The 20,908-nt window shown below is 37.8% G+C and carries 14 protein-coding genes and 1 pseudogene; 8 read left to right on the top strand and 7 right to left on the bottom strand.

Translation table 11 applies throughout. The features are described 5' to 3' along the window. Positions 1–29 precede the first annotated feature (29 nt). A complete protein-coding gene (gene serS, locus ABE954_RS15425) occupies positions 30–1,322 on the top strand; it encodes a serine--tRNA ligase (protein ID WP_042846503.1) in 1,293 nt (430 codons plus the stop codon). A gap of 414 nt (positions 1,323–1,736) precedes the next feature. Here the strand turns inward: serS and ABE954_RS15420 are convergent, their stop codons facing one another. Both ABE954_RS15420 and ABE954_RS15415 read right to left on the bottom strand, forming a co-directional pair. Continuing rightward, the gene (locus ABE954_RS15420; RefSeq protein ID WP_042846502.1) at positions 1,737–2,543 is read right to left on the bottom strand and encodes a BPSS1780 family membrane protein; all 807 of its coding nucleotides are present in this window, start codon (positions 2,541–2,543) and stop codon (positions 1,737–1,739) included. Positions 2,544–3,213: 670 nt separating this feature from the next. Beyond that, positions 3,214–3,549, bottom strand: a pseudogene (locus tag ABE954_RS15415) (ISNCY family transposase); the annotation flags it as partial. Between the two features lie 574 nt (positions 3,550–4,123). On the opposite strand from ABE954_RS15415, the gene ABE954_RS15410 reads away from it, so the two are divergent. The 4 genes from ABE954_RS15410 to ABE954_RS15395 are packed head-to-tail and all read left to right on the top strand — an operon-like array spanning position 4,124 to position 9,186. Continuing rightward, positions 4,124–4,891, top strand: coding sequence for a DUF1120 domain-containing protein (locus tag ABE954_RS15410; protein WP_048606569.1), 768 nt, complete (start codon positions 4,124–4,126; stop codon positions 4,889–4,891). A 56-nt stretch (positions 4,892–4,947) separates the two neighbouring features. Continuing rightward, entirely contained in the window at positions 4,948–5,643 is a 696-nt protein-coding gene (locus tag ABE954_RS15405; protein WP_042846500.1) for a fimbria/pilus chaperone family protein, read from the top strand. Between the two features lie 5 nt (positions 5,644–5,648). Then, positions 5,649–8,015: a fimbria/pilus outer membrane usher protein gene (locus ABE954_RS15400; protein ID WP_071547883.1), complete on the top strand. Its 2,367-nt coding sequence runs from the start codon at positions 5,649–5,651 to the stop codon at positions 8,013–8,015. Between the two features lie 10 nt (positions 8,016–8,025). Continuing rightward, on the top strand, positions 8,026–9,186 hold the full coding sequence (locus tag ABE954_RS15395) for a DUF1120 domain-containing protein (RefSeq protein WP_166686736.1): 1,161 nt from the start codon (positions 8,026–8,028) through the stop codon (positions 9,184–9,186). 283 nt (positions 9,187–9,469) lie between these two features. On the opposite strand, the gene pflA is transcribed toward ABE954_RS15395, so the two are convergent. The 4 genes from pflA to ABE954_RS15375 all read right to left on the bottom strand — a co-directional run bounded on the left by pflA (position 9,470) and on the right by ABE954_RS15375 (position 14,829). Then, positions 9,470–10,267 carry a pyruvate formate lyase 1-activating protein gene (gene pflA / locus ABE954_RS15390; RefSeq protein WP_048606575.1) on the bottom strand — a complete coding sequence of 266 codons (798 nt, stop codon included), beginning with the start codon at positions 10,265–10,267 and terminating at the stop codon, positions 9,470–9,472. A gap of 123 nt (positions 10,268–10,390) precedes the next feature. Next, positions 10,391–12,673 (bottom strand): formate C-acetyltransferase, encoded by a 2,283-nt coding sequence (pflB, locus tag ABE954_RS15385; RefSeq protein WP_042846497.1) that lies wholly within the window; start codon positions 12,671–12,673, stop codon positions 10,391–10,393. 70 nt (positions 12,674–12,743) lie between these two features. Further along, the gene (focA, locus tag ABE954_RS15380; protein ID WP_048606577.1) at positions 12,744–13,601 is read right to left on the bottom strand and encodes a formate transporter FocA; all 858 of its coding nucleotides are present in this window, start codon (positions 13,599–13,601) and stop codon (positions 12,744–12,746) included. Between the two features lie 448 nt (positions 13,602–14,049). Further along, entirely contained in the window at positions 14,050–14,829 is a 780-nt protein-coding gene (locus ABE954_RS15375) for an IclR family transcriptional regulator (protein WP_048606579.1), read from the bottom strand. Positions 14,830–15,185: 356 nt separating this feature from the next. Here ABE954_RS15375 and ABE954_RS15370 point away from each other — a divergent pair, with 356 nt between their 5' ends. From ABE954_RS15370 to ABE954_RS15360, 3 genes are read left to right on the top strand one after another with little or no spacing between them, the layout of a single operon-like run. Further along, positions 15,186–16,079 carry a dihydrodipicolinate synthase family protein gene (locus ABE954_RS15370; RefSeq protein WP_131680520.1) on the top strand — a complete coding sequence of 298 codons (894 nt, stop codon included), beginning with the start codon at positions 15,186–15,188 and terminating at the stop codon, positions 16,077–16,079. Positions 16,080–16,130: 51 nt separating this feature from the next. Next, a complete protein-coding gene (locus ABE954_RS15365; protein WP_042846493.1) occupies positions 16,131–17,444 on the top strand; it encodes an MFS transporter in 1,314 nt (437 codons plus the stop codon). 25 nt (positions 17,445–17,469) lie between these two features. Then, positions 17,470–19,062 (top strand): UxaA family hydrolase, encoded by a 1,593-nt coding sequence (locus tag ABE954_RS15360; RefSeq protein ID WP_210789208.1) that lies wholly within the window; start codon positions 17,470–17,472, stop codon positions 19,060–19,062. A 63-nt stretch (positions 19,063–19,125) separates the two neighbouring features. Here the strand turns inward: ABE954_RS15360 and ycaO are convergent, their stop codons facing one another. Beyond that, complete coding sequence (gene ycaO / locus ABE954_RS15355; RefSeq protein WP_071547884.1) at positions 19,126–20,880, bottom strand: 30S ribosomal protein S12 methylthiotransferase accessory factor YcaO; 1,755 nt, start codon at positions 20,878–20,880, stop codon at positions 19,126–19,128. Positions 20,881–20,908: the final 28 nt, after the last annotated feature.

Below are 20,908 nucleotides of genomic sequence, written 5' to 3'. Positions count from 1 at the left end.
CAATAACTAACAATTATCACAGGATAAGCATGCTCGATCCAAATTTACTGCGTACGGAGCTAGACGCGGTTGCTGAAAAACTGGCTCGCAGGGGTTTTACCCTTGATGTGGAAAAGCTGCGTGAATTAGAAGAACGCCGCAAAGTTTTACAAGTTGAAACTGAAACCCTGCAAGCAGACCGTAACTCGCGATCGAAAACTATCGGTGCGGCTAAGGCACGTGGTGAAGATATTGAGCCATTACGTCAAGAAGTTAACTTATTAGGCGAAAAATTGGATTCTGCTAAGGCAGAATTAGACAAGCTGCAACAAGAAATCCGTGATATTGCATTGAGTATCCCGAATATTCCTGATGACCAAGTTCCTGATGGCAAAGATGATTCCGACAATGTCGAGGTTGCGCGTTGGGGTAAACCTCGTGAATATGATTTTGAAGTTAAAGATCACGTTAGCCTAGGCGAATTAACAGGGGGCCTAGACTTCCCTGCTGCGGTAAAACTGACCGGTGCACGCTTCGTGGTGATGAAAGGGCAAATAGCCCGTATGCACCGTGCGTTAGCCCAATTTATGTTGGATTTACATACAGAGCAGCATGGTTATCAAGAGCTATATGTTCCGTATTTGGTCAATCATGATACGCTGTACGGTACCGGCCAATTACCAAAGTTTGGTGAAGATTTATTCCATACCAAACCGTTGGAAGAAGAAGCAGACAGCAGCACTTATGCGTTGATCCCAACAGCAGAAGTCCCTGTTACTAACTTAGTACGGGATGAAATTTTAGATGAAAATGATCTTCCGCTAAAAATGACTGCACATACACCTTGTTTCCGTTCTGAAGCGGGTTCATATGGTCGGGATACTCGTGGTCTTATCCGTATGCACCAGTTCGACAAAGTTGAGCTTGTACAAATAGTTCACCCTGAAAAATCGATGGATGCACTGGAAGAGCTAACAGGTCACGCTGAGAAGGTTCTGCAATTATTGAACTTACCTTACCGTAAAGTGATTTTATGTACTGGTGATATTGGTTTCGGTTCACGCAAAACTTACGACTTAGAAGTATGGTTACCAGCTCAAAATACATACCGTGAGATTTCTTCTTGTTCAAACATGTGGGATTTCCAAGCACGTCGTATGCAAGCGCGTTTCCGTGGTAAGAGTGATAAGAAAACTCAACTAGTTCATACGCTAAATGGTTCTGGTTTAGCCGTTGGTCGTACATTGGTGGCGATTTTAGAAAACTACCAATTAGCAGATGGCCGTATTGAAGTTCCAGAAGTATTACGCCCATATATGAAAGGCCTAGAATATATCGGTTAATTTCCGTTATTCTTTCAAAAGTTAAACGCGGCTCATAGTGGTCGCGTTTTTTTTGTAAATTTAACGTGTTCTGAATAAGTATCTTCAGGTTAAACCTGAGCCCCCTTTCACTGAATGACTAAATATGCCAATATTTAATTCATTTTCTAACCCACCCATTCACCTACAGATTGCAATGTAAGATAAGTTAGTTCCTCTCCATGGCTGATGCTTCCTGCATTAGCGACATTAACACAGTTTCAAATCAGTGATATCGAAATACATGGAAAACAACTCTAATTTAAAAAAGGAGAAAGAAAATTATTATTTAAAGGAATATATGTGGATTTGTAGGGGATAGTAAAAAGGAAAGCAAATGCTTTCCTTTTTTAGATTTAATGATTTAGCAAAATCGCTAAATCATCATACCTTGGCTTATTTTACTTGGGAGAAAAACAGGCTACGGTAGCTGCTGTAATAACAAGCATACATAATTGGCATAGAAACTAACAGACCTAAACCTAAAGGAATAACTGAGATTATCATTAGGATTGAAATAACGATAAAGAACAGAATACCTGGCAGGATGTTTTTCTTAACAGCTTGTAAGCTGGCAGAAATTGCAGCGCCAACAGTAAAGTTATGGTTCATTACCAGTGCAGGTGCAAACCAAGTTAATGCGGTACCGACTAATGCAGCAACAGCCATAATAATGATTGCAAAGAAGAATGTACCTGAAGACGCAAGGATTGCAGCATCAGATGGTGAGCCATATTGGTTGCTTTCCATCAATAAACCAAACATAGCGGAACCACCAATAATAAAGGCGATGATCATACCCACTAAGTTAGCGGCAAAGTTGATTGCACCAACGGCAAATAGGGTACCGAATTTATTTTGGAAACCGGCGAATAGTAAGCCAATTTCAGCTTGACCTGTTTTACGCTGGTTTTCACAGATTGCAATAATACCGCCAATAAAAATAGGAGTAATAAAGGTAATCAGTAAATTAAGGAAAGGGATCATCGAAATGATAAAGATTAATGCAAATAGTACGATGTTAATCAAGATCCACATACCCAGTTTCTCTTTAACGAGAGACCATGATTGGCTGATCCAGTTAACCCCTTCACCAGCATCTACCGCGCGAGGCTCAGCATGGAAAACAAAAGTATCAGTTTGATTTTGTGGGTCAATTGTAGGTGCAGGGTTGTTATCTGCACTAAAGTTTTCATTATTCATGATAAAAAAGGAACCTATTTTTCGTAGTGAGTTAGCAATATATTATTATAGATAAGTGTTTTGAGTTTATGTCACTCTTGTTACTTATTGGCAGTAGTATGCAGATAAGTGAGTACATTATAAAGCAGACAATTCTGGTAAGGTATTTATGTTTAATTATTTTTTCAATAAAAAGTATTTTGTTAAAAAATCCAAATAGACAATATTTTATCAATGACAACAAACAATTGGCTTTTTAAGTTGGTATAAAATACTGTTTTTTGTTTTTATAACACATTAATAGAGCATTAAATCATTCTTAATTGAAATACATTACCCATGAAAACAACATGGTTAATATTGGTAATTTTTATAAACTAATACTCGATATTGGGCAGATATCTGATGGTTTAATTTCTTTCAGTAGAAACATACGTTGTAATTCCTTTATTTAAAAGGAACGGAATCGGTATATTGAAATAAGGTATTTATATTAATTTTTTCGGGTTAATCGCACTATATTGTTGAACGTAGGGTTTGTACTAATCAAAATTAGTAGGAAAACTAAGTCAAGATATGTACCTGTGTGGTGAAGTGGGAGTATAGGTATAAAGCCAGTACCTAGCATATTGGGTATGTTTTTTATGGTACAGCTGTGGAGGTTGTTCTATTGGGAAAATATCAATTCTCCCATACAACTGATACCTTTATGCCTGAACTCTTTGACTAGCCAGTCGTGAAGGGTTAAATGAGCACTTCGACACGATCTTTATCTGAGCTAGTCTGAACACAAATGGTTTGGATATTAAGTCGCGCATCGTTCTTCCAAATTCAGAGTGCTCATCGCCTTTAGTTATATTTTTATTATTGATCTGAAAAATGCTTGCTTTGTTTCTGTATCACGAAAGGAGGTTGTCATGCTTTTCTATATCACTGTAGTTGCTTCAAAATAACTAAAAGTGGCTCAATATTTAACAAATCTCAGTTACATCAGTGAACTTGTCGCATCATCAACGTAAATCAGAGCTGCTCTAGACTAGAGCACGACCTTTAAACCAGCGATTGCTATAGTTGAGATAGCGCTTTTTAGTACCAATAAAACACTAATCTAAGAAATAGAGGGTGAGTATTCAATACCTTGATTTGCTTAAATATAAGATTGTTAACATTATGCAAAACCCAAGCGTAAAATTATATTATTGTATTATGAGTAGTAAATTAAATTATGAACTCTCCCATATTAAAAATATTAGCACGATAAATTAGTTATTATTTTTAACTATTAGTTAGCAGTTGGGGTATTGAATGAAACAAAATGTTACTAACATCATTATTAACATCATTAAAAATTTAGTCATAAAATGATGCTATTTTGTTAATGATGTTAATTTAAATCATAGAGTGTGTCATATTGGGAATGCTAGATTAATAAGTTATCGTATTTAATCTGAAATTATTGGTGTTTTATTCTGTGTATAGCAAGGTCTATAATATTATTAATATGTAGTTAAATTTTACAAAATAGAACATTATTTCTCTACTCTTTTTTGGGATAAAACATAAGATATAAGCCGAACTAATAAATTATATGGAAAACAAGTATGAAAAAGCTATTACCAATCCTCATTTCGTCAGCAATGATATGCTCATTTACAGCCTCAGCGGCTAGCGTTGGTTCTATAGATATTAGCGTTACAGGTCGAATTGACCCTGCAGCTTGTGAATTAGATATTGCTGGTGGTGGTAATATTGATTATGGTTTGATTGATCTTGATACATTAACATTTGTAGATGGTGCCTTTGGTGGCAAATTTGCCGCCTTACCAATACAGGAAACCAGTTTTACAATTCGTTGTTCAGCTAATGCTCCTGTTAAATTATCTGCATCTAGTAAACGAGTTGGTACAGTTGCTGGCGCAACTGAGAATTCTCGAGGATTTGCTGCACTTCCTATTAAATTATTAGATATTGGTGCGGGAAATAGCTCAAATGGTGTAGCTGGATTAGGTAAAACCTCTACAGGTATAAATATTGGCGGGTATATTGTTCGTTACAAAGCGAATAGCTTGAATGTGAGTACATTGGATAGCAATAATCAGCTAACAACTATTTCAGGTAGTGAAGTTCAGAATATTTACTATAATACTCAAAGCAAAGTTTGGAAAGTTTCGGGCGGAAACCTATTCTCAAATAATATGGATTTACAAACTTCTTTTGCGAAAGCAAATGAAACAACGCCTATTGAAGCGAGTATTTATGATGGAGTTTTACAGGTTCAAGCTTATGTAAGTGAAGAGGCAGCTACAGTCGGTAAATCAAAACCTGTTTTACTCGATGGTTTATCAACAATTGAATTAAATTATATCTAAAATTTGTAGGTAACTAAATTAATTTAGTTACCTTATAATAAAATGACGCAACTAAAATGAAAATAAAAACATATTTATTACTTATAATTGTATTACTAATCCCACAGCTATCAATTGCAGCAGGCATATTACCTGCTACGTCAGTCGTTGTTGTTAATGAAAAAAGTCAAGATGGTGAGATTGTTGTGACTAATACAGACAACTATCCTGTTCTATTAACAACAGAATTAGTAAATGTCGATCCTGAATACCAAGATCTGGTTATTGCTACTCCTCAACTTATTCGAGTTGAGCCTAAAGCTAAGCAATTAATACGCTTTATGCTCACAAGTAATTCTGATTTAAAGCATGAAGTATTAATGAGAGTTATTTTTGAAGGCATCCCGCCACAAGCAGATCCTGATGCTGAACAGATCAAATTTACTATTCGACAAAATCTTCCTCTTATTATAAAACCCAAAAACTTGCCTGAAAATGATACTCCTTGGGAATTGTTAAAATGGAAGTATGAAAAAAATACGTTAATCGTAACTAACCCTAGCCCTTATATTGTAAGATTAAGCAATAGTGTATTGAGTAAGCCTGGGAATATTGAGTGGGTGTTACCATCTAATTATATTTTACCTAATCAATCTATAGAGTTAACTACATCTCAACGTTCGCCGACACTGATTGATGGGGTTACTATACAACCATTTACTCAATGGGGGTATTCAACCACGCAAAAATATTCTATCAAGTTAAATAACTAGTAAAAATGACTAGAAAAAAAAAGAATAAAATTGTTGCAATTTTGCTATTTGTGGCTACTTCTTCCTATGCGAAAGAAGTAGTCTTCGACCAAGATGCACTAAAACACAAAGGAATACCTAGTGATATTGCAAAGTTATATAGTGAAAAGGCTCATTTTCCTCAAGGCGAAAATATCGTTAGTGTGTTTTTAAATGATAAATATATTGGTCAGAGTTCTTTTTTATTTAACTCTCAAGGAGAGCTTTGTCTTGATACTAAGTTTATTAATACTACAAATATCGAACTATCCAAAATTAATTCAACGTGTCCAACAATAAAGGACTACGATAATTTAGAGGTAGAACTGATACCTGGTGATTTACGCGTCAATATCTACGCATCGCCATCATTGTTAAAAAATAAATCAACAAATGATTGGCTTCACACAGGGAAATCAGGCGTTTTTAATTATGATATAAAATATTTTTCTACTAAAAGTGATTTTGCTTCTCAGTCATTTTTTAATTCAAATCTTACATTAGGATTCAATGTATACAATTGGATTGTGAGAAGCGACCAAACATATACGTATTTTAATGGCGAAACGAGTTTTGATCATCAAACCTTATATGCAGAGAAAACATTAGAACCTCTTAAAAAAAACTTGCAGGTTGGCCAGATTAATTTATCGAATTCGTTTTTTAGCTCTGGGCAAGTTATTGGCTTTCAGTTAGTTCCGGAATTGGCATTAGATAGCTCATCTCAAGGCGGTGGTATCGTCAATGGTATCGCATTTGAACGTTCTGTGATTGAAGTAAGGCAAGCGGGAATTTTAATTTATACAACAACTGTCCCAGAAGGCCCTTATACATTAGAAAACCTCCCGCTATTAAATAATCGGTTGGATTTATCAGTAACGGTTATAAACCAAAGTAATAAAGAAAGTACATTTATCGTTCCTGCTAGTTCATTTATATTAGCCTCAAATAGTATCAATAAAGATATAACATTTGGCTTAGGTAAAGTTAACCAAAATAAAGCAGATAAAAAGCCTTATGTTATGAATGTCAGTAAAGGGTTTAATCTACGTCCAGATATGTTGGTTGTTGTCGGGGGGCTTGCATCAAAAGATTACCAAGGTGTGGGGCTCAGTAATACTTATGAATTTCCGAATTTATCACTAGCAACTATAACAACTAATATATCTAAAGATATGGACAACAAATACGGTGAGTATTATACATTAAGTTATAATTATCCAGTTATCGCGAATACTAATTTAGCGGCGAACTCTTTATATAGAAGTAAAGAATACAAAGACTTTAACGAAACATTGAATGATTACGATACAATAATGTATTCAAATCATGTAAACAGCAGTGAAACTCAATATGGTATTGGTGTAAATACACATTTCAATAGCTTAGGGTCATTTTCATTAAGTTGGAACCGTTCTCTTGGTGACAGAACGATTAATTATTATAATGCTAATTGGAACAACTTATATGCAAATAAATATAATGTTTATTTAGGATATGAGAGAAGGTTATATAACCACACAAATGATAACACTATTTATTTAAATGTCGATATTTCGTTAGGGGATAGGCAAAATTTATCGAGTTGGATGAATCAGTATGACAATAACAAAAGTTACGGAACGCGATATAGCAACCATAATTATGATAACTTAAGTTATTCGATTAGTGCGAATAAAAATACAGAACCAAGTAATCAAAATGTCTCATTGAATATGAATTATACTACACCGGTCACTTTACTTTCGGGTAATATTAGTAAAGGTAATAATACCAGTAGTTACTATGGGTCGTTATCCGGCGGCATGGTTTATTTTGATAATGAACTCATTTTTTCATCGAAAAGAATAGCGAATACATTTGCTATAGCAAAAACAGAAAACCAAGAAAATATTCCAATACAATCTTCATCAGGAACAGTGATGACTAATAGTAAAGGTTACGCGGTAATACCAAGTATAGATAGTTATAGAACTAATTATGCTAAGATAGACTACCGAAAATTACCTAAAAATATGAATGCTCCCTATGGGATTATAGAATTTCAACCTGCTAATGGTAGTGTTCCCTTGGTTAATTTCTACATTAATCAAGTTAACCGAGCTATTTTAACTCCATCATTTAATGGGAAGAAACTTTCTAAAAATTTAAAAGTATATGATAAAAACGGTGATTTATTAACCATAACTGACAATGCTGGGCGAATTATTATCGATAATCTATCCTTGCCGACAAGTTATTTTGTTGACGTAGGCAATAATAAAAAATGCACTATTAATCTCACTAGTGATGTTGGTATTTCGAAAACTGAATTGTTTACAATAATAAACCCTATTTGCTTTATGGCTAACTAAAGGCTTTAGAATGATAAAATTAATTGCAGGGCTACTAACTTGCCTATCTTTTAGTGCATTTGCATCAGATGGTCATGGAACATGTAACATCAACTTGGGAACAGATGAGGTTAACTATGATACCTTAGCTGATTTTAATACAAAAAAACAAAATGGTGTGGTATATGCGGGGAATCGGATTGTTCCTGTAGTAGTAGAGTGCAGTGAAGAAACTACCCCATATATTGATTTTTCTACGATTAGCAATACCTTTTCAAATAATACATCTGAAGCTATTTTAAATGTAAATAATCCGATGCTTGATGGGAAACCTATTTTAGTCGATGCTATTGAATTAAATAGCTCAAATAGAATCAACTCATCACAAAAAGATGTTAAAATTCATCCCAATCTACGTATTCAACCCGCACAGGGTGAAAAAGGAAAAATATTTTCCTTCAATTTACTTGTTGATTTAAAAATTAATTCATTGAGTAAAAAAGGTGTTGTTGTTAGGAACAAAATACCGTTAAAAACGTTGGGTGGAAGTACAAGTTTAAGTATTAGCTATTCAGAAATGACAACAGCATGTAATCTTATTGTTGATTCTACCTCAATTGACTATGGTGCTATAAATAGAAATGAGTTAAGTAATTATTCTTATACAATATTACCCGAAAAAAATATTAACTTCACTGTACAATGTGATTCGGGGAAAACTGCTATAGCACTCCAAACTTTTAATCAAATTGAACGTTCACTTGCGCCAAATAAACAAGAAGGTGTTAGCGGTTATGGAGTTCCTCCTGTTCAGTTATTAAATAACAATATGATGGCAGGGGGATTAGGTAATACTCAGGAAGGTGTTCCTATTGGTGGATATGCGATAGCGTTAGATTTAGGTTCTTTATATGTAGATAATAAGGCAGAGAGAGTGCAGCCAATATCAGGTAATGCATCTTGTGGAGACCAAAATATCATTTGGCAACATGCGAATGGTGATTTATTACCTAATGATTCCTCAAATAAAATCATATCTTGGGCAAAATTAGGGAGTTTGCAACCTGCTCTTTTTTCTAATATAAAAGGCACAATAAAAGTTCAAGCTTTTATTAATAAAGCTTCTTTACTAACTGTTAATAAAGAAATTAAATTCAAAGGCCGCTCTATCATTGAATTATGCTATTTGTAGATTTAAGGGAGGCTGGCTACGTCGCATCAACACATAGTCGCAGATTTATTCTCGGTTGGTCTGTTTTTGCAGTATTTGAACAGTACGTAAAACAGCATTTTCTATGTTTGATTACCAATTCCAAATATTCGTTATTAATTCAAAAACAATATACGGAAATGGAAACTTGCATCGGATAAATTGTTTTATACCTGCGTATTGCTTGATAAAACCAACCCCAACTAACAGAGCCAGTTGCAATACGCTAAGGTAAGGGGGGCTTTATTTCAAGCCCCAACGAGTATTAATACATCACTTTATGGCCATAGCTTTCGAGAATACTTTTAACACGCTCCATGACTTCTTTTGATGGTGGTCTCACCCCATCAAGTTTATATTCTTCACCCATAGTTTCCCACTTGTGTTTACCCAGCTCATGGTAAGGTAATAACTCGATTTTTTCGATATTACTCATATCTTTAGTAAACTCACCTAGCAGATGCACTGAGTGGTCATCATCACTCCAACCTGGTACAACGACATAGCGAACCCATGTTTTTTGATTACGTTTAGCCAGATAGCGAGCGAATTCAAGTGTACGCTGGTTGGATACACCCACTAATTTTTGGTGGATATCATCATTGATTTGTTTTAAATCGAGCATGACTAAATCAGTAACATCCATTAGTTCATCAATAACAGGGTCATAACGGCGCACAAAGCCATTCGTATCTAAGCAAGTATGGATATTTTCTTTTTTACAGGCGCGGAACCAATCGCGGACAAATTCTGCCTGCAAAATTGCCTCGCCACCGGATGCGGTAACACCACCACCGGTTGCATTCATAAAATGGCGATAGGTAACTGCTTCTTTCATTAGTTCATCGACAGTCACAATTTGACCGCCGTGGGTATCCCATGTATCGCGGTTATGACAATACAGACAGCGCATTAGGCAGCCTTGGAAAAAGACAATAAAGCGGATCCCCGGACCATCGACGGTACCGCATGATTCAAAAGAGTGAATACGGCCAAGTACGGCAGGGGTTTCTGTCACATTAGTTGTCGCTATTGTTTTAGTTTTAGTATCATCGATAGACATAGCAGGCACTCCAAAATATCCGTCATACCGCAAACTTTAGAGAGAAAAATATCGTTGCTGGTATAGATAAAAAGACCCCATAAAACGGGGCCTTTAATTTACTTTATTTTAATAAGCTAATTATTACATTGTACTGGTGAAAGTACGAGTAATAACGTCTTGCTGTTGTTCTTTAGTCAGTGAGTTGAAACGCACTGCGTAACCAGATACACGGATAGTCAGTTGTGGGTATTTTTCTGGGTTTTCCATTGCATCTAACAGCATTTCACGGTTCATAACGTTAACGTTCAGGTGCTGACCGCCTTCGATAGACGCTTCATGATGGAAGTAACCATCCATCAGACCTGCTAAGTTAGTTTTACGAACATCGTCATCTTTACCTAATGCATTTGGTACGATAGAGAAAGTATAAGAAATACCGTCTTTCGCGTAAGCAAATGGCAGTTTAGCAACAGAAGTTAACGATGCAACCGCACCTTTTTGGTCACGGCCGTGCATAGGGTTTGCACCTGGGCCAAACGGAGCACCTGCTCGACGACCATCAGGGGTATTACCTGTTTTCTTACCATACACAACGTTAGATGTGATAGTTAAGATTGACTGAGTTGGTACTGCGTTACGATAAGTAGGCAGTTTCTGAATTTTCTTCATGAAACGTTCAACTAAGTCACACGCGATATCATCTACACGAGAATCGTTATTACCGAATTGTGGATACTCGCCTTCGATTTCAAAGTCGATTGCAATACCGTCTTCATCACGAATTGGTTTAACTTTGGCATACTTAATCGCAGACAGTGAGTCAGCTGCAACAGACAGACCTGCAATACCACATGCCATTGTACGATAGACATCACGGTCATGCAGCGCCATTAGAGAAGCTTCATAGCTGTATTTGTCGTGCATGAAGTGGATGCAGTTCAGTGCAGTGACGTACTGAGTTGCTAACCAGTCCATAAAGCCATCCATTTGATTCATCACAGTATCGAAGTCAAGGACTTCGTCCATGATTGGCGCATGTTTAGGACCAACTTGCATTTTCAGTTTTTCATCGATACCACCATTGATGGTATACAGCATGGTTTTCGCTAAGTTAGCACGAGCACCGAAGAACTGCATTTGTTTACCAACAATCATTGGGCTAACACAACATGCAATAGCGTAGTCATCGTTGTTGAAATCTGGACGCATCAGGTCGTCGTTTTCATATTGAACTGATGAAGTATCGATAGAGACTTTTGCCGCATATTTTTTGAAATTCAATGGCAGTTTTTCTGACCACAAAATAGTCATGTTAGGCTCTGGAGATGGGCCCATGGTATACAGTGTGTTCAGGAAGCGGAACGTATTTTTGGTGACTAAAGTACGGCCATCAAGACCCATACCCGCTAATGATTCTGTTGCCCAAATTGGGTCACCAGAGAATAGCTCATCGTATTCAGGTGTACGTAAGAAACGTACCATACGCAGTTTCATGACTAAGTGGTCAATCAGTTCTTGCGCTTGTTGTTCAGTCAGTTTACCTGCTTCGATATCACGTTGGATATAAACGTCTAAGAACGTTGAAACACGACCAAATGACATTGCTGCACCATTTTGTGATTTCACTGCGGCTAAGTAACCGAAGTAAGTCCACTGTACAGCTTCTTGTGCATTTGTTGCTGGTGCAGAAATATCGTAACCGTATTTTGCAGCCATTTCTTTCATTTGACCCAATGCGCGGTGCTGTTCAGCAATTTCTTCGCGCAGTTGGATAGTCATTTGCAGGTCTTCACCTTTTTCTAATCTTTCTTGCAAAGAGGTGAATTGGTTAAATTTGTCTTTCATCAGGAAATCAATACCGTACAGTGCAACGCGACGGTAGTCACCGATGATACGACCACGACCATATGCATCCGGTAGACCTGTTAAGATACCTGATTTACGGCATTTTAAGATGTCTGGTGTGTAAACGTCGAAAACACCTTGGTTGTGAGTCTTACGATATTCAGTGAAGATTTTTTTGATTTCTGGGTCTAAAGTGCGGTCATAAGCTTTACATGAGCCTTCAACCATTTTGATACCACCGAACGGGATAAGACCACGTTTCAGAGGGGCGTCAGTTTGTAAACCAACGATTTTTTCTAATTCTTTAGTAATGTAACCAGCATCATGGGAAGTGATAGTTGACGCAACATCTGTGTCAAAATCAACTGGCGCGTGAGTGCGGTTTTCGATTTTGATCCCTTCCATGACTTTATCCCACAGTGCGTCAGTCGCTGGGGTAGAGCCTGCTAAGAAAGATTCATCACCTTCATATGGAGTGTAGTTTTTCTGGATAAAATCACGTACATCGACGTTATCCTGCCAGTTACCTTGGTTAAAACCTTGCCATGCTAAAGCGAATTTTTCATTTAACTCGGACATGATACTTTTACCTTTTAACAATGGATCTTTTAAGGATCTTAATAAATCTTTTTGTGTGTGTCAGTGGCTATTAATGTTTTTGGCCACCACGTAAATGCATGAACCAATAAATGAGGCCGACTAAAATCGCGCCGCCAATAATATTTCCAATAGTGACTGGAATTAAGTTATCTGTAATAAAGTTTCCGACTGTTAGGTGCGAAAACTGCTCTGGTGACATATTGATTTGAGCCCAATACTCAGCAGGAGCAAATTCTTTAATCATAATCCCTAATGGGATCATAAACATATTTGCAATGCTATGTTCAAAACCGCTTGCTACAAACATAGCAACAGGCAGAACAAGAACAACCAGTTTATCAGTTAAGCTACGACCTGAATAACTCATCCAAACCGCAAGGCAGACCATTAAGTTTGCTAAAATTCCTAATGCAACAGCTTCAACAAAAGTATGGTGTAATTTATGACTGGTGGTTTGTAAAACGTTAAGACCCCATAGCCCATTTGCTGCAGTATATTGCCCTGCGAACCAGATAATTGCGACAAAGAACAATGCACCAATTAAGTTACCAATGTAGACATGAAACCAATTACGGAACATTTGTCCCCAAGTGATCCTGCCTGTGGCTTTCGAAACAATAGTGAGTACGGTAGAAGTGAAAAGGTCGGCACCGCATACAACGACTAGCATCAGACCCAAGGAGAAACAAATCCCACCAATGAGCTTAGTAAAACCATAAGGCGCTTCAGCCGCCCCTGTAGTTGCAGTGATGTAAAATACAAATGCGATAGAGATAAAAATACCGGCAGTGAATGCTGACAAGTAAGTAATTGCAGGATGCTTATTCGCCTTATAAAAGGCCGCATCATCTGCGACTTGCGCCATTACAGCTGGTGGCAGTAAATTAAAAGGGTTGTCAGCTTTCATACCAACACTCTCTTACAAAGTTGATTAATTATAGCACGCAATAATAGTAACAAAGGGGATAAATGAGAAATTTGATGTGGATCATGAAGTCTCTAGAGAAAGTGGTCAAAATGGTTAATTAAATGTTAAAATTAACTGTAACCAAATGAAAAATAACATAAAAATATTTTTTAAAATTTATAAAATATTTTTATAAAGGCTATCTTAAGGCCATGATTAAGTAAAAAAATACGTGCAAATGTTAATTATTTAAGATGAATATGATCCGTTTAATATTTAATTTAACTTATGTGTATATATCCCCCTAACTTGTATAACTTTAATCTGATATACCACTTTTTAGTTAGTTATATTAACGAGCAATATTTATCTAACAATTATGCCAATTATAAGAAAATAATCTTTGATGGAAGCAACCAATGCTTTAAATTTTTATGAAGACGCTAAATTAGTTTTCAGTATAAAATTCAATATCTTCTAATGTATTTAGCTCTTGTTCGATGCGTTCACGGCTGTTGAGCAATGTTTTGATGACTTGATCAACTTTTTGTTTATCACTGCGGAAGGTCGGAATAGATACACTAATTGCTGCAATGATTTTATTACGTTGGCGCAATGCCACAGCATAGCAAGTTGTTTCTTCGTTGATTTCTTTATTGTCTACGGCATAGCCATTTTGGCTAACAATATTAAGTTGCTGACGCAATTCAGGTAGAGTTTGCACACTATATTGAGTGAGTGGCGTAAAGCCAGAAGGGTATAGCTGAGCAATTTGTTGGTCAGTATAGTTAAAAATCATCGCTTTACCCAATGCTGAATAAATGGCGGGTAAGCGGGTTCCAATGTTAGAAATTAGTTGGACTTTTTGTGCAGATTGCACTTTGTCTATGTATAGTACATCAGCGCCATCTAAGATGCCCATTTGGCAAACTTCATTACACTCTTCAACAATTTGCGTCATCTCTCGATGTATCATTTTCAACCAATATGATTTTTCGAAAAATGAGCGGGAAAGAATTGAGCACGCAATACCTAAATAGTAAAGCTGGCTCTTATCATCGTAATTGATATACCGAAACTCAGCTAATGTTTTTAAAATAGGGTAAATTGTCCCCTTTAAAATATTAGTTTTATCAGAAAGTTGTGTCAAAGAAAGCCCAGTATTTTCAGCCGCTAAAACTTGAAGTATCTCTAATACTCGAATTGTCGGCATGTGCCCCGTAGACATTGAACTATCTCCCTGATTAATTTTGCCGCTATTCTAGGTTTAAAATAACACGATGTAAATCGCCGTAGAAAAACGATTTGTCTCATTTTCATCATGAATAAACCTGATATGAGCAATAAAAAGCCGTGATACTGCTCAAAATTTTTTAATAAAAAAAATAGATTTAATCTACCGTTATTATCCCTTTTATCAATTAAATCTCAATTAATCAATTCATTAAGTGAATAGTTAAAGTTAATGGATAAATTTGACTCCATCTAGAATTCGTGTTTATTTGATTGTGTTTTTATTTATGAATACAGTTTGTATATATGAACGCTGATTAATGAAGAAAAAGAATAATGGAGAAAAAAAGTATGGAAAGTCGTTATATTACCCCTGTAGTGACCGTTTTTGATGACAAGGGGCGAGTAGATCTTGAACAGAACTTACACGTTTATGACTCTTTGAAAGGAAAGGTGTCAGGTTTTGTGACGATGGGGAGTACTGGGGAGTTTTTTGCATTAAATATGCAGAATTCAAAAGCATTAATAGAACTTTGTGGCGGTTATCAAAAAGAAGGAATGCATGTTTATGCAGGGGCAAGCCGCCTAGATGTGAATGAATCCATTGAATTGGCTAATTTTGCCTATGAGCAGGAAATTGACGGTGTGATGATCATTAGCCCGTATTATTTCCCACTAGACGATGAAGGGGTTTACCGTTTTTACAGTACGATTGCGGAAAAAACACCCGCTAAAATTTTTATTTATAACTTCCCTGAGCGCACTGGCTACTCTGTTTCTCCTGAGGTTTGTCTTCGCTTAGCGGATAAATACACTAATATTGTTGGGCTAAAAGATACCATTCCTGACACTTCTCATACAGCTCAAGTGATTGAAACAGTAAAATCACGGCTCCCACATTTTGAAGTTTATGCAGGCTATGACAATAACTTTGCTCATGTCGTGTTGTCTGGCGGAAGTGGCTGTATCGGCGGTTTATCGAATATTTTCCCTCAATTTTTTGCATCATGGATGCAAGCTTTTGCTCAAGGTGATTTAGCATTAGTCGCAAAATATCAGCAACGCGTCGACCAATTAATGGCGATTTATGGGGTGAATACGCCATTTATTCCAACATTTAAAAAAGCGTTACAACTCAAAGGGGTGATTAATTCTGATCATTGCACATCACCATTTATTGGATTGAACAGTACACAGACAGAGCAGCTTCAGCAGCTATTGGCACTTGCTGATGCACCGCTCTAATCTTTCCTGAATCCAAAACATAGAACATCTTACTGACAGGGAAAAAATATCATGGCAACGATAAAAGCTTATAACAATCCCGTTTTAAATTCTGCGATAGCCAAATCGTGGAAGCGTTTAGTCCCCCTGATGTTTATTTTGTATTTTGTTGCATTCATTGACCGAGTGAATGTTGGTTTTGCCAAAGATGCCATGCAAGTGGATATTGGCTTATCAGATTCTGCCTTTGCATTTGGTGCAGGGATTTTCTTTGCTGCGTATGCATTATTTGGCATTCCCGCAAACTTGATTTTAAATAAAATAGGCGCCCAAAAATGGCTCAGTATTACGACGGTCATTTGGGGGGTTCTTTCTGCAATGACAGGGTTTGTTACCAATGAAACGCAATTTATTATTTTGCGTTTTTTACTTGGGCTGGGTGAAGCTGGGTTTTATCCAGGGATCTTATTACTAGCTTCTATTTATTTTCCAAATAATGTTCGTGGCTCAGTGATTGGTATTTTTGTTCTTGGTGTGCCACTTGCGTTAACTTTAGGTTCACCGTTATCAGGAGCTTTGCTTGAATTACATGGTTGGTTAGGTCGTCCGGGATGGTTCTGGATGTTTGTTATTGAAGGCTTACCCGCGATTGTTATTGGTATCTTTGCATTCTTTTATCTGGATGATAGCCCCGAAAAAGCACGTTTTCTTACTGATGAAGAGAAAAAAGCACTGACAGAGCAGTTAGCAAAAGAAAATGAAAAAACAGAAACAACATCGGTATTATCTGCACTGAAAAATGCCAAAGTATGGCACTTGGCATTGATTTACGGCACGATCCAAATTTCAGTGTATGGTTTAATGTTCTTTTTACCTTCTCAAGTTGCATCCCTCATGGGGGAAAGCCTAGGCTTTAAACAATCACTGGTGGCTGCAATCCCTTGGGCTTGTTCTGCATTCGGGGTGTATTTTATCCCTCGTATTGCTGACAGGTACCCAAATCGTCGCATCGAAATCTCTGTTGTGTGTATGCTAGCAGCCGCTTTAGGTCTTGCATTATCTGCATTTGCGAGTCCGGTATTCGCTATTGCAGCTCTCTGTTTAAGTGCGGTAGGTTTTTTATCAGTGCAACCGATTTTTTGGACATTTCCTCCACAGCTATTGAGCGGCCCAGCACTTGCTGCAGGGATCGGCTTTTGTACTACGATGGGGGCATTTTGCTCATTCCTTGCGCCAATCATTCGCGTTGAGGTCGATAAAATGATGAATAGTACTACCGCGGGTATTGTCACTTTAGCGGTGATCACTGTGGGGTGCGCATTGCTTATTGGGTTACTAAAAAAGAATACACATAAAAAAAATATTAAGGCGTTACCGTCAAATTAATAGCTTGATTTCTGGAAGGTGAAACATGCAAAAAATATTAAGAATAGATGAAAGTGATAATCTGATTGTAGCGCTGAAAGACTTACATGCAGGTGAGACTTATCAATGGGGAAATGAAAGCGTTACGTTAGTGACAGAGGTCAAAGCCAAGCACAAATTTGCCCTTGAAGCTATCCCTGTTGATGGCATTGTGTCTATGTATGGTACGGCAGTAGGGAAAGCCACAAAAGCTATCGCAAAAGGTGAGGCGATTACGGTTGATAATATCCGCCACTATGCTGCACCTGTTTCGTTAGAACAAGAGCCTTATGAATGGCTGGTCCCAGATGTTTCACAATATAAGGGGCGTACATTTAAAGGGTATTTACGGGATGATGGCCGCGTTGGTACGGCTAATTACTGGTTAATTTTTCCATTAGTGTTTTGTGAAAACCGCAATGTGACTAAGTTGACTGATGCTCTTAATGACGCATTGGGTTACAGCAATAATAGCTTAAAAAGTTTCGCACTTGATTTAACGGCGGGCGCACAAGAGGCAATCACTAAGCCAAAACTATTTCCACATATAGAAGGTGTTCGCTGTATTACTGTAACCAGCGGGTGCGGTGGGGCAACGTCAGACAGCAAAACGATGTGTGATGTGCTTGCGGCTTATGCAGACCATCCTAATGTCATTGGGATCACTGTATTTAGTTTAGGTTGTGAAAAAGCACAGCGGGACATGTTCAAAGAATCACTTTTTGCCCGTAATCCTAACTTTGATAAACCGACGCTGTATTTCCGTCAACAAGAATGGAACAGCGAGGAACAAATGATGCAAACGGCATTAAAGCAAACGTATGAGAGCATGAAAGCAGTTAAGCCTCAGTCTCGGGTTGATGTCCCTCTATCATATTTAAAACTAGGTGTTAAATGCGGGGCATCTGATGGTTTTTCAGGGATTTCTGGTAACCCTGCAATGGGGTTAGTTTCTGATTGGTTAGTGACTCTTGGCGGTGCATCTGGTTTAGCGGAATTCCCCGAACTCTGTGGTGCTGAAGGGGATATGGTGAAACGCTGTATCGCTTTTGATGATAAAAAGAAATTCCTTGAACTAATGGAACGCTATGAAAAAACGGCAAATTTCTTTAGTACGACCATTGCAGATAACCCAAGTCCGGGCAATATTGCAGATGGGTTGATAACAGATGCAATTAAATCAACGGGAGCGGCTAAAAAGGGTGGAACATCGCCAATTAGTGCGGTGTGTGATTATGCAGAGCCAATGCCAAATAGTGGGTTATCGTTAGTTTGTACGCCCGGTAACGATGTGGATGCGGTTACGGGGTTAGTGGCTGCGGGATGTAATGTGGTTATCTTCTCGACGGGTCTTGGTACGCCGACAGGGAACCCAATTGTTCCGGTGTTGAAAATATCCACAAATAGCGCAATAGCAGAGCGTTTATCGGATATGATTGATTATGATTGCGGGCCAATTATAGAGGGTGTCCCATTACCGACGATAAGCGAAGGGTTGTTTGAGCGTGTTATTGAAACGGCGAGTGGGGACTATAAAGTCAAAGCAGACCGTTTAGAGCAGTATGATTTTTTACTGTGGAAACGTTCACTCGATTTATAAGTTATTTAGAATAAAACTAAATATTGACGGGGTAATGATACCCCGTCAATAAACTAATACCTATTATGCGTTGTCTCTTTTCGCTTTTTGTAGTTTTTCATAAGCGGCAAGCAAGGCTTGATGTGCAGGTAACGCTTTTAGTTCATCGTCAATGGACCACAAACCATAGAAACATGATTCACCCGCAAGAGCCGCAGATGCTGCATCCACCGCTTCTTTCCCATACATACGAACAAATGCGTTGTAGTATTGAGTAGGCTCACGCTGTTCTTCTTGAGAAAGCAACAGCAGGGTTTGCAAACAACGATAATAATTCGCACGCTCTGCAGTAAATACTGAACTGTTGAAATCTTGCGTCCACTCAACCCAAGCTAATGCTTGCTCAAGGTCACCACCAGCCAGTGCTAGCATGGATTTTAGCTCACCAATACGCAGGTTGCTCCAGCCGTTATCTTTACCCACAGCTAAACCAAGTAGCTCACGGACACGGGTGAAGTCGTCTAGACCGTCATCATCTAATTGCTCAATAAGGGCAAGGTAGTCTTGCTTTTCCCATTGGCTATCCGGCAAATTAATAATAGTATCGCGTAAATAAGCCCCCATCGCATTATTGGCGATATGTAGGTCTTCAACCGGGTAAATATCAGACATACCCGGTACTAAGATACGGCATGCGTATACGCCTAAATGGTTATAGTCCGCAATATACACTTCTGCATCTAAGGTATTGAAGATACTGATAAGCGTTGCAAATTCTTCTTGGGTTGTCCCTTTGAAACTCCAATCTGCAAATGCATAATCCGCATCATCTTTGAATAGATCCCAGCTAATTAAACCACTTGAATCAATAAAGTGAGTTTCAAGATTGGTGTGTTCAGCCACTTCTTCGTCATCAAACGTTGGGGCATTGAATACATCGAGGTCTTTTAAGCCACGACCTTGCAGTAATTCAGTGACGGTACGTTCAAGGGCAACACCAAAGTCAGGGTGAGCTCCAAATGAGGCAAAACAAGTGCCATTTTGTGGGTTAAATAACACGACACAAATGACAGGGTATTTCCCACCTAATGAAGCGTCGTAGCAGAAAATTGGGAAGCCTTCTTTTTCAAGGGTATCAATAGCTTCAACTACGCTAGGGTAACGTGCCATCACGTCTGCTGGGATCGTTGGTAAGCTGATACTTTCTGCGATAATTTTGTTTTTTACAAAACGTTCAAAGACTTCAGAAAGGCCTTGTACTCGGGCTTCATTCGCTGTATTTCCCGCAGACATACCGTTAGAAACGTATAAATTGCCAACGATATTCATTGGAATATAAACCGTTTTATCGTCTGATTGGCGGGTAAATGGTAGGGCGCAAATACCCCGTTCTTCATTACCTGATTGCAAATCAATTAATTGGCTTGCTGCTAATGCGTTATCTGGGTCATAGAATTTGAGCAGACGGCTATCTAATAAGCCTTCAGGCAAGCTGTCATCTTCTGTCAGTGGGAACCATTTTTCATTGGGATAATGAACAAAGTCCCCTTCAGAAATCGCTTTACCTAAGTAAAAGTCAGCAAAGAAGTAGTTAGTTGATAAACGTTCAAAATACTCGCCAAGTGCAGAGGCTAATGCCGCTTTTTTGCTCGCACCTTTGCCATTAGTAAAGCAAAGAGGGCATTCTTTATCGCGAATATGTACTGACCAAACGTTTGGTACAGGGTTTAACCAAGATGCTTCTTCAATATCAAACCCCAATTTTTTTAATTTGGTTTGAAATGCATCGATGGAATCTTCAAGAGCGGCATCTTTGCCGGGTATAAAAGTTTGGCTCATTGTCAGTCACTTGTGAGTAGGGTGTTTC

Source organism: Providencia sp. TYF-12 (assembly GCF_041344805.1).
Taxonomy (GTDB): Bacteria; Pseudomonadota; Gammaproteobacteria; order Enterobacterales; family Enterobacteriaceae; genus Providencia; species Providencia huashanensis.
Note: the sequence above shows the minus strand (reverse complement) of the source record. Positions and strands in the feature narration are given on the sequence as shown.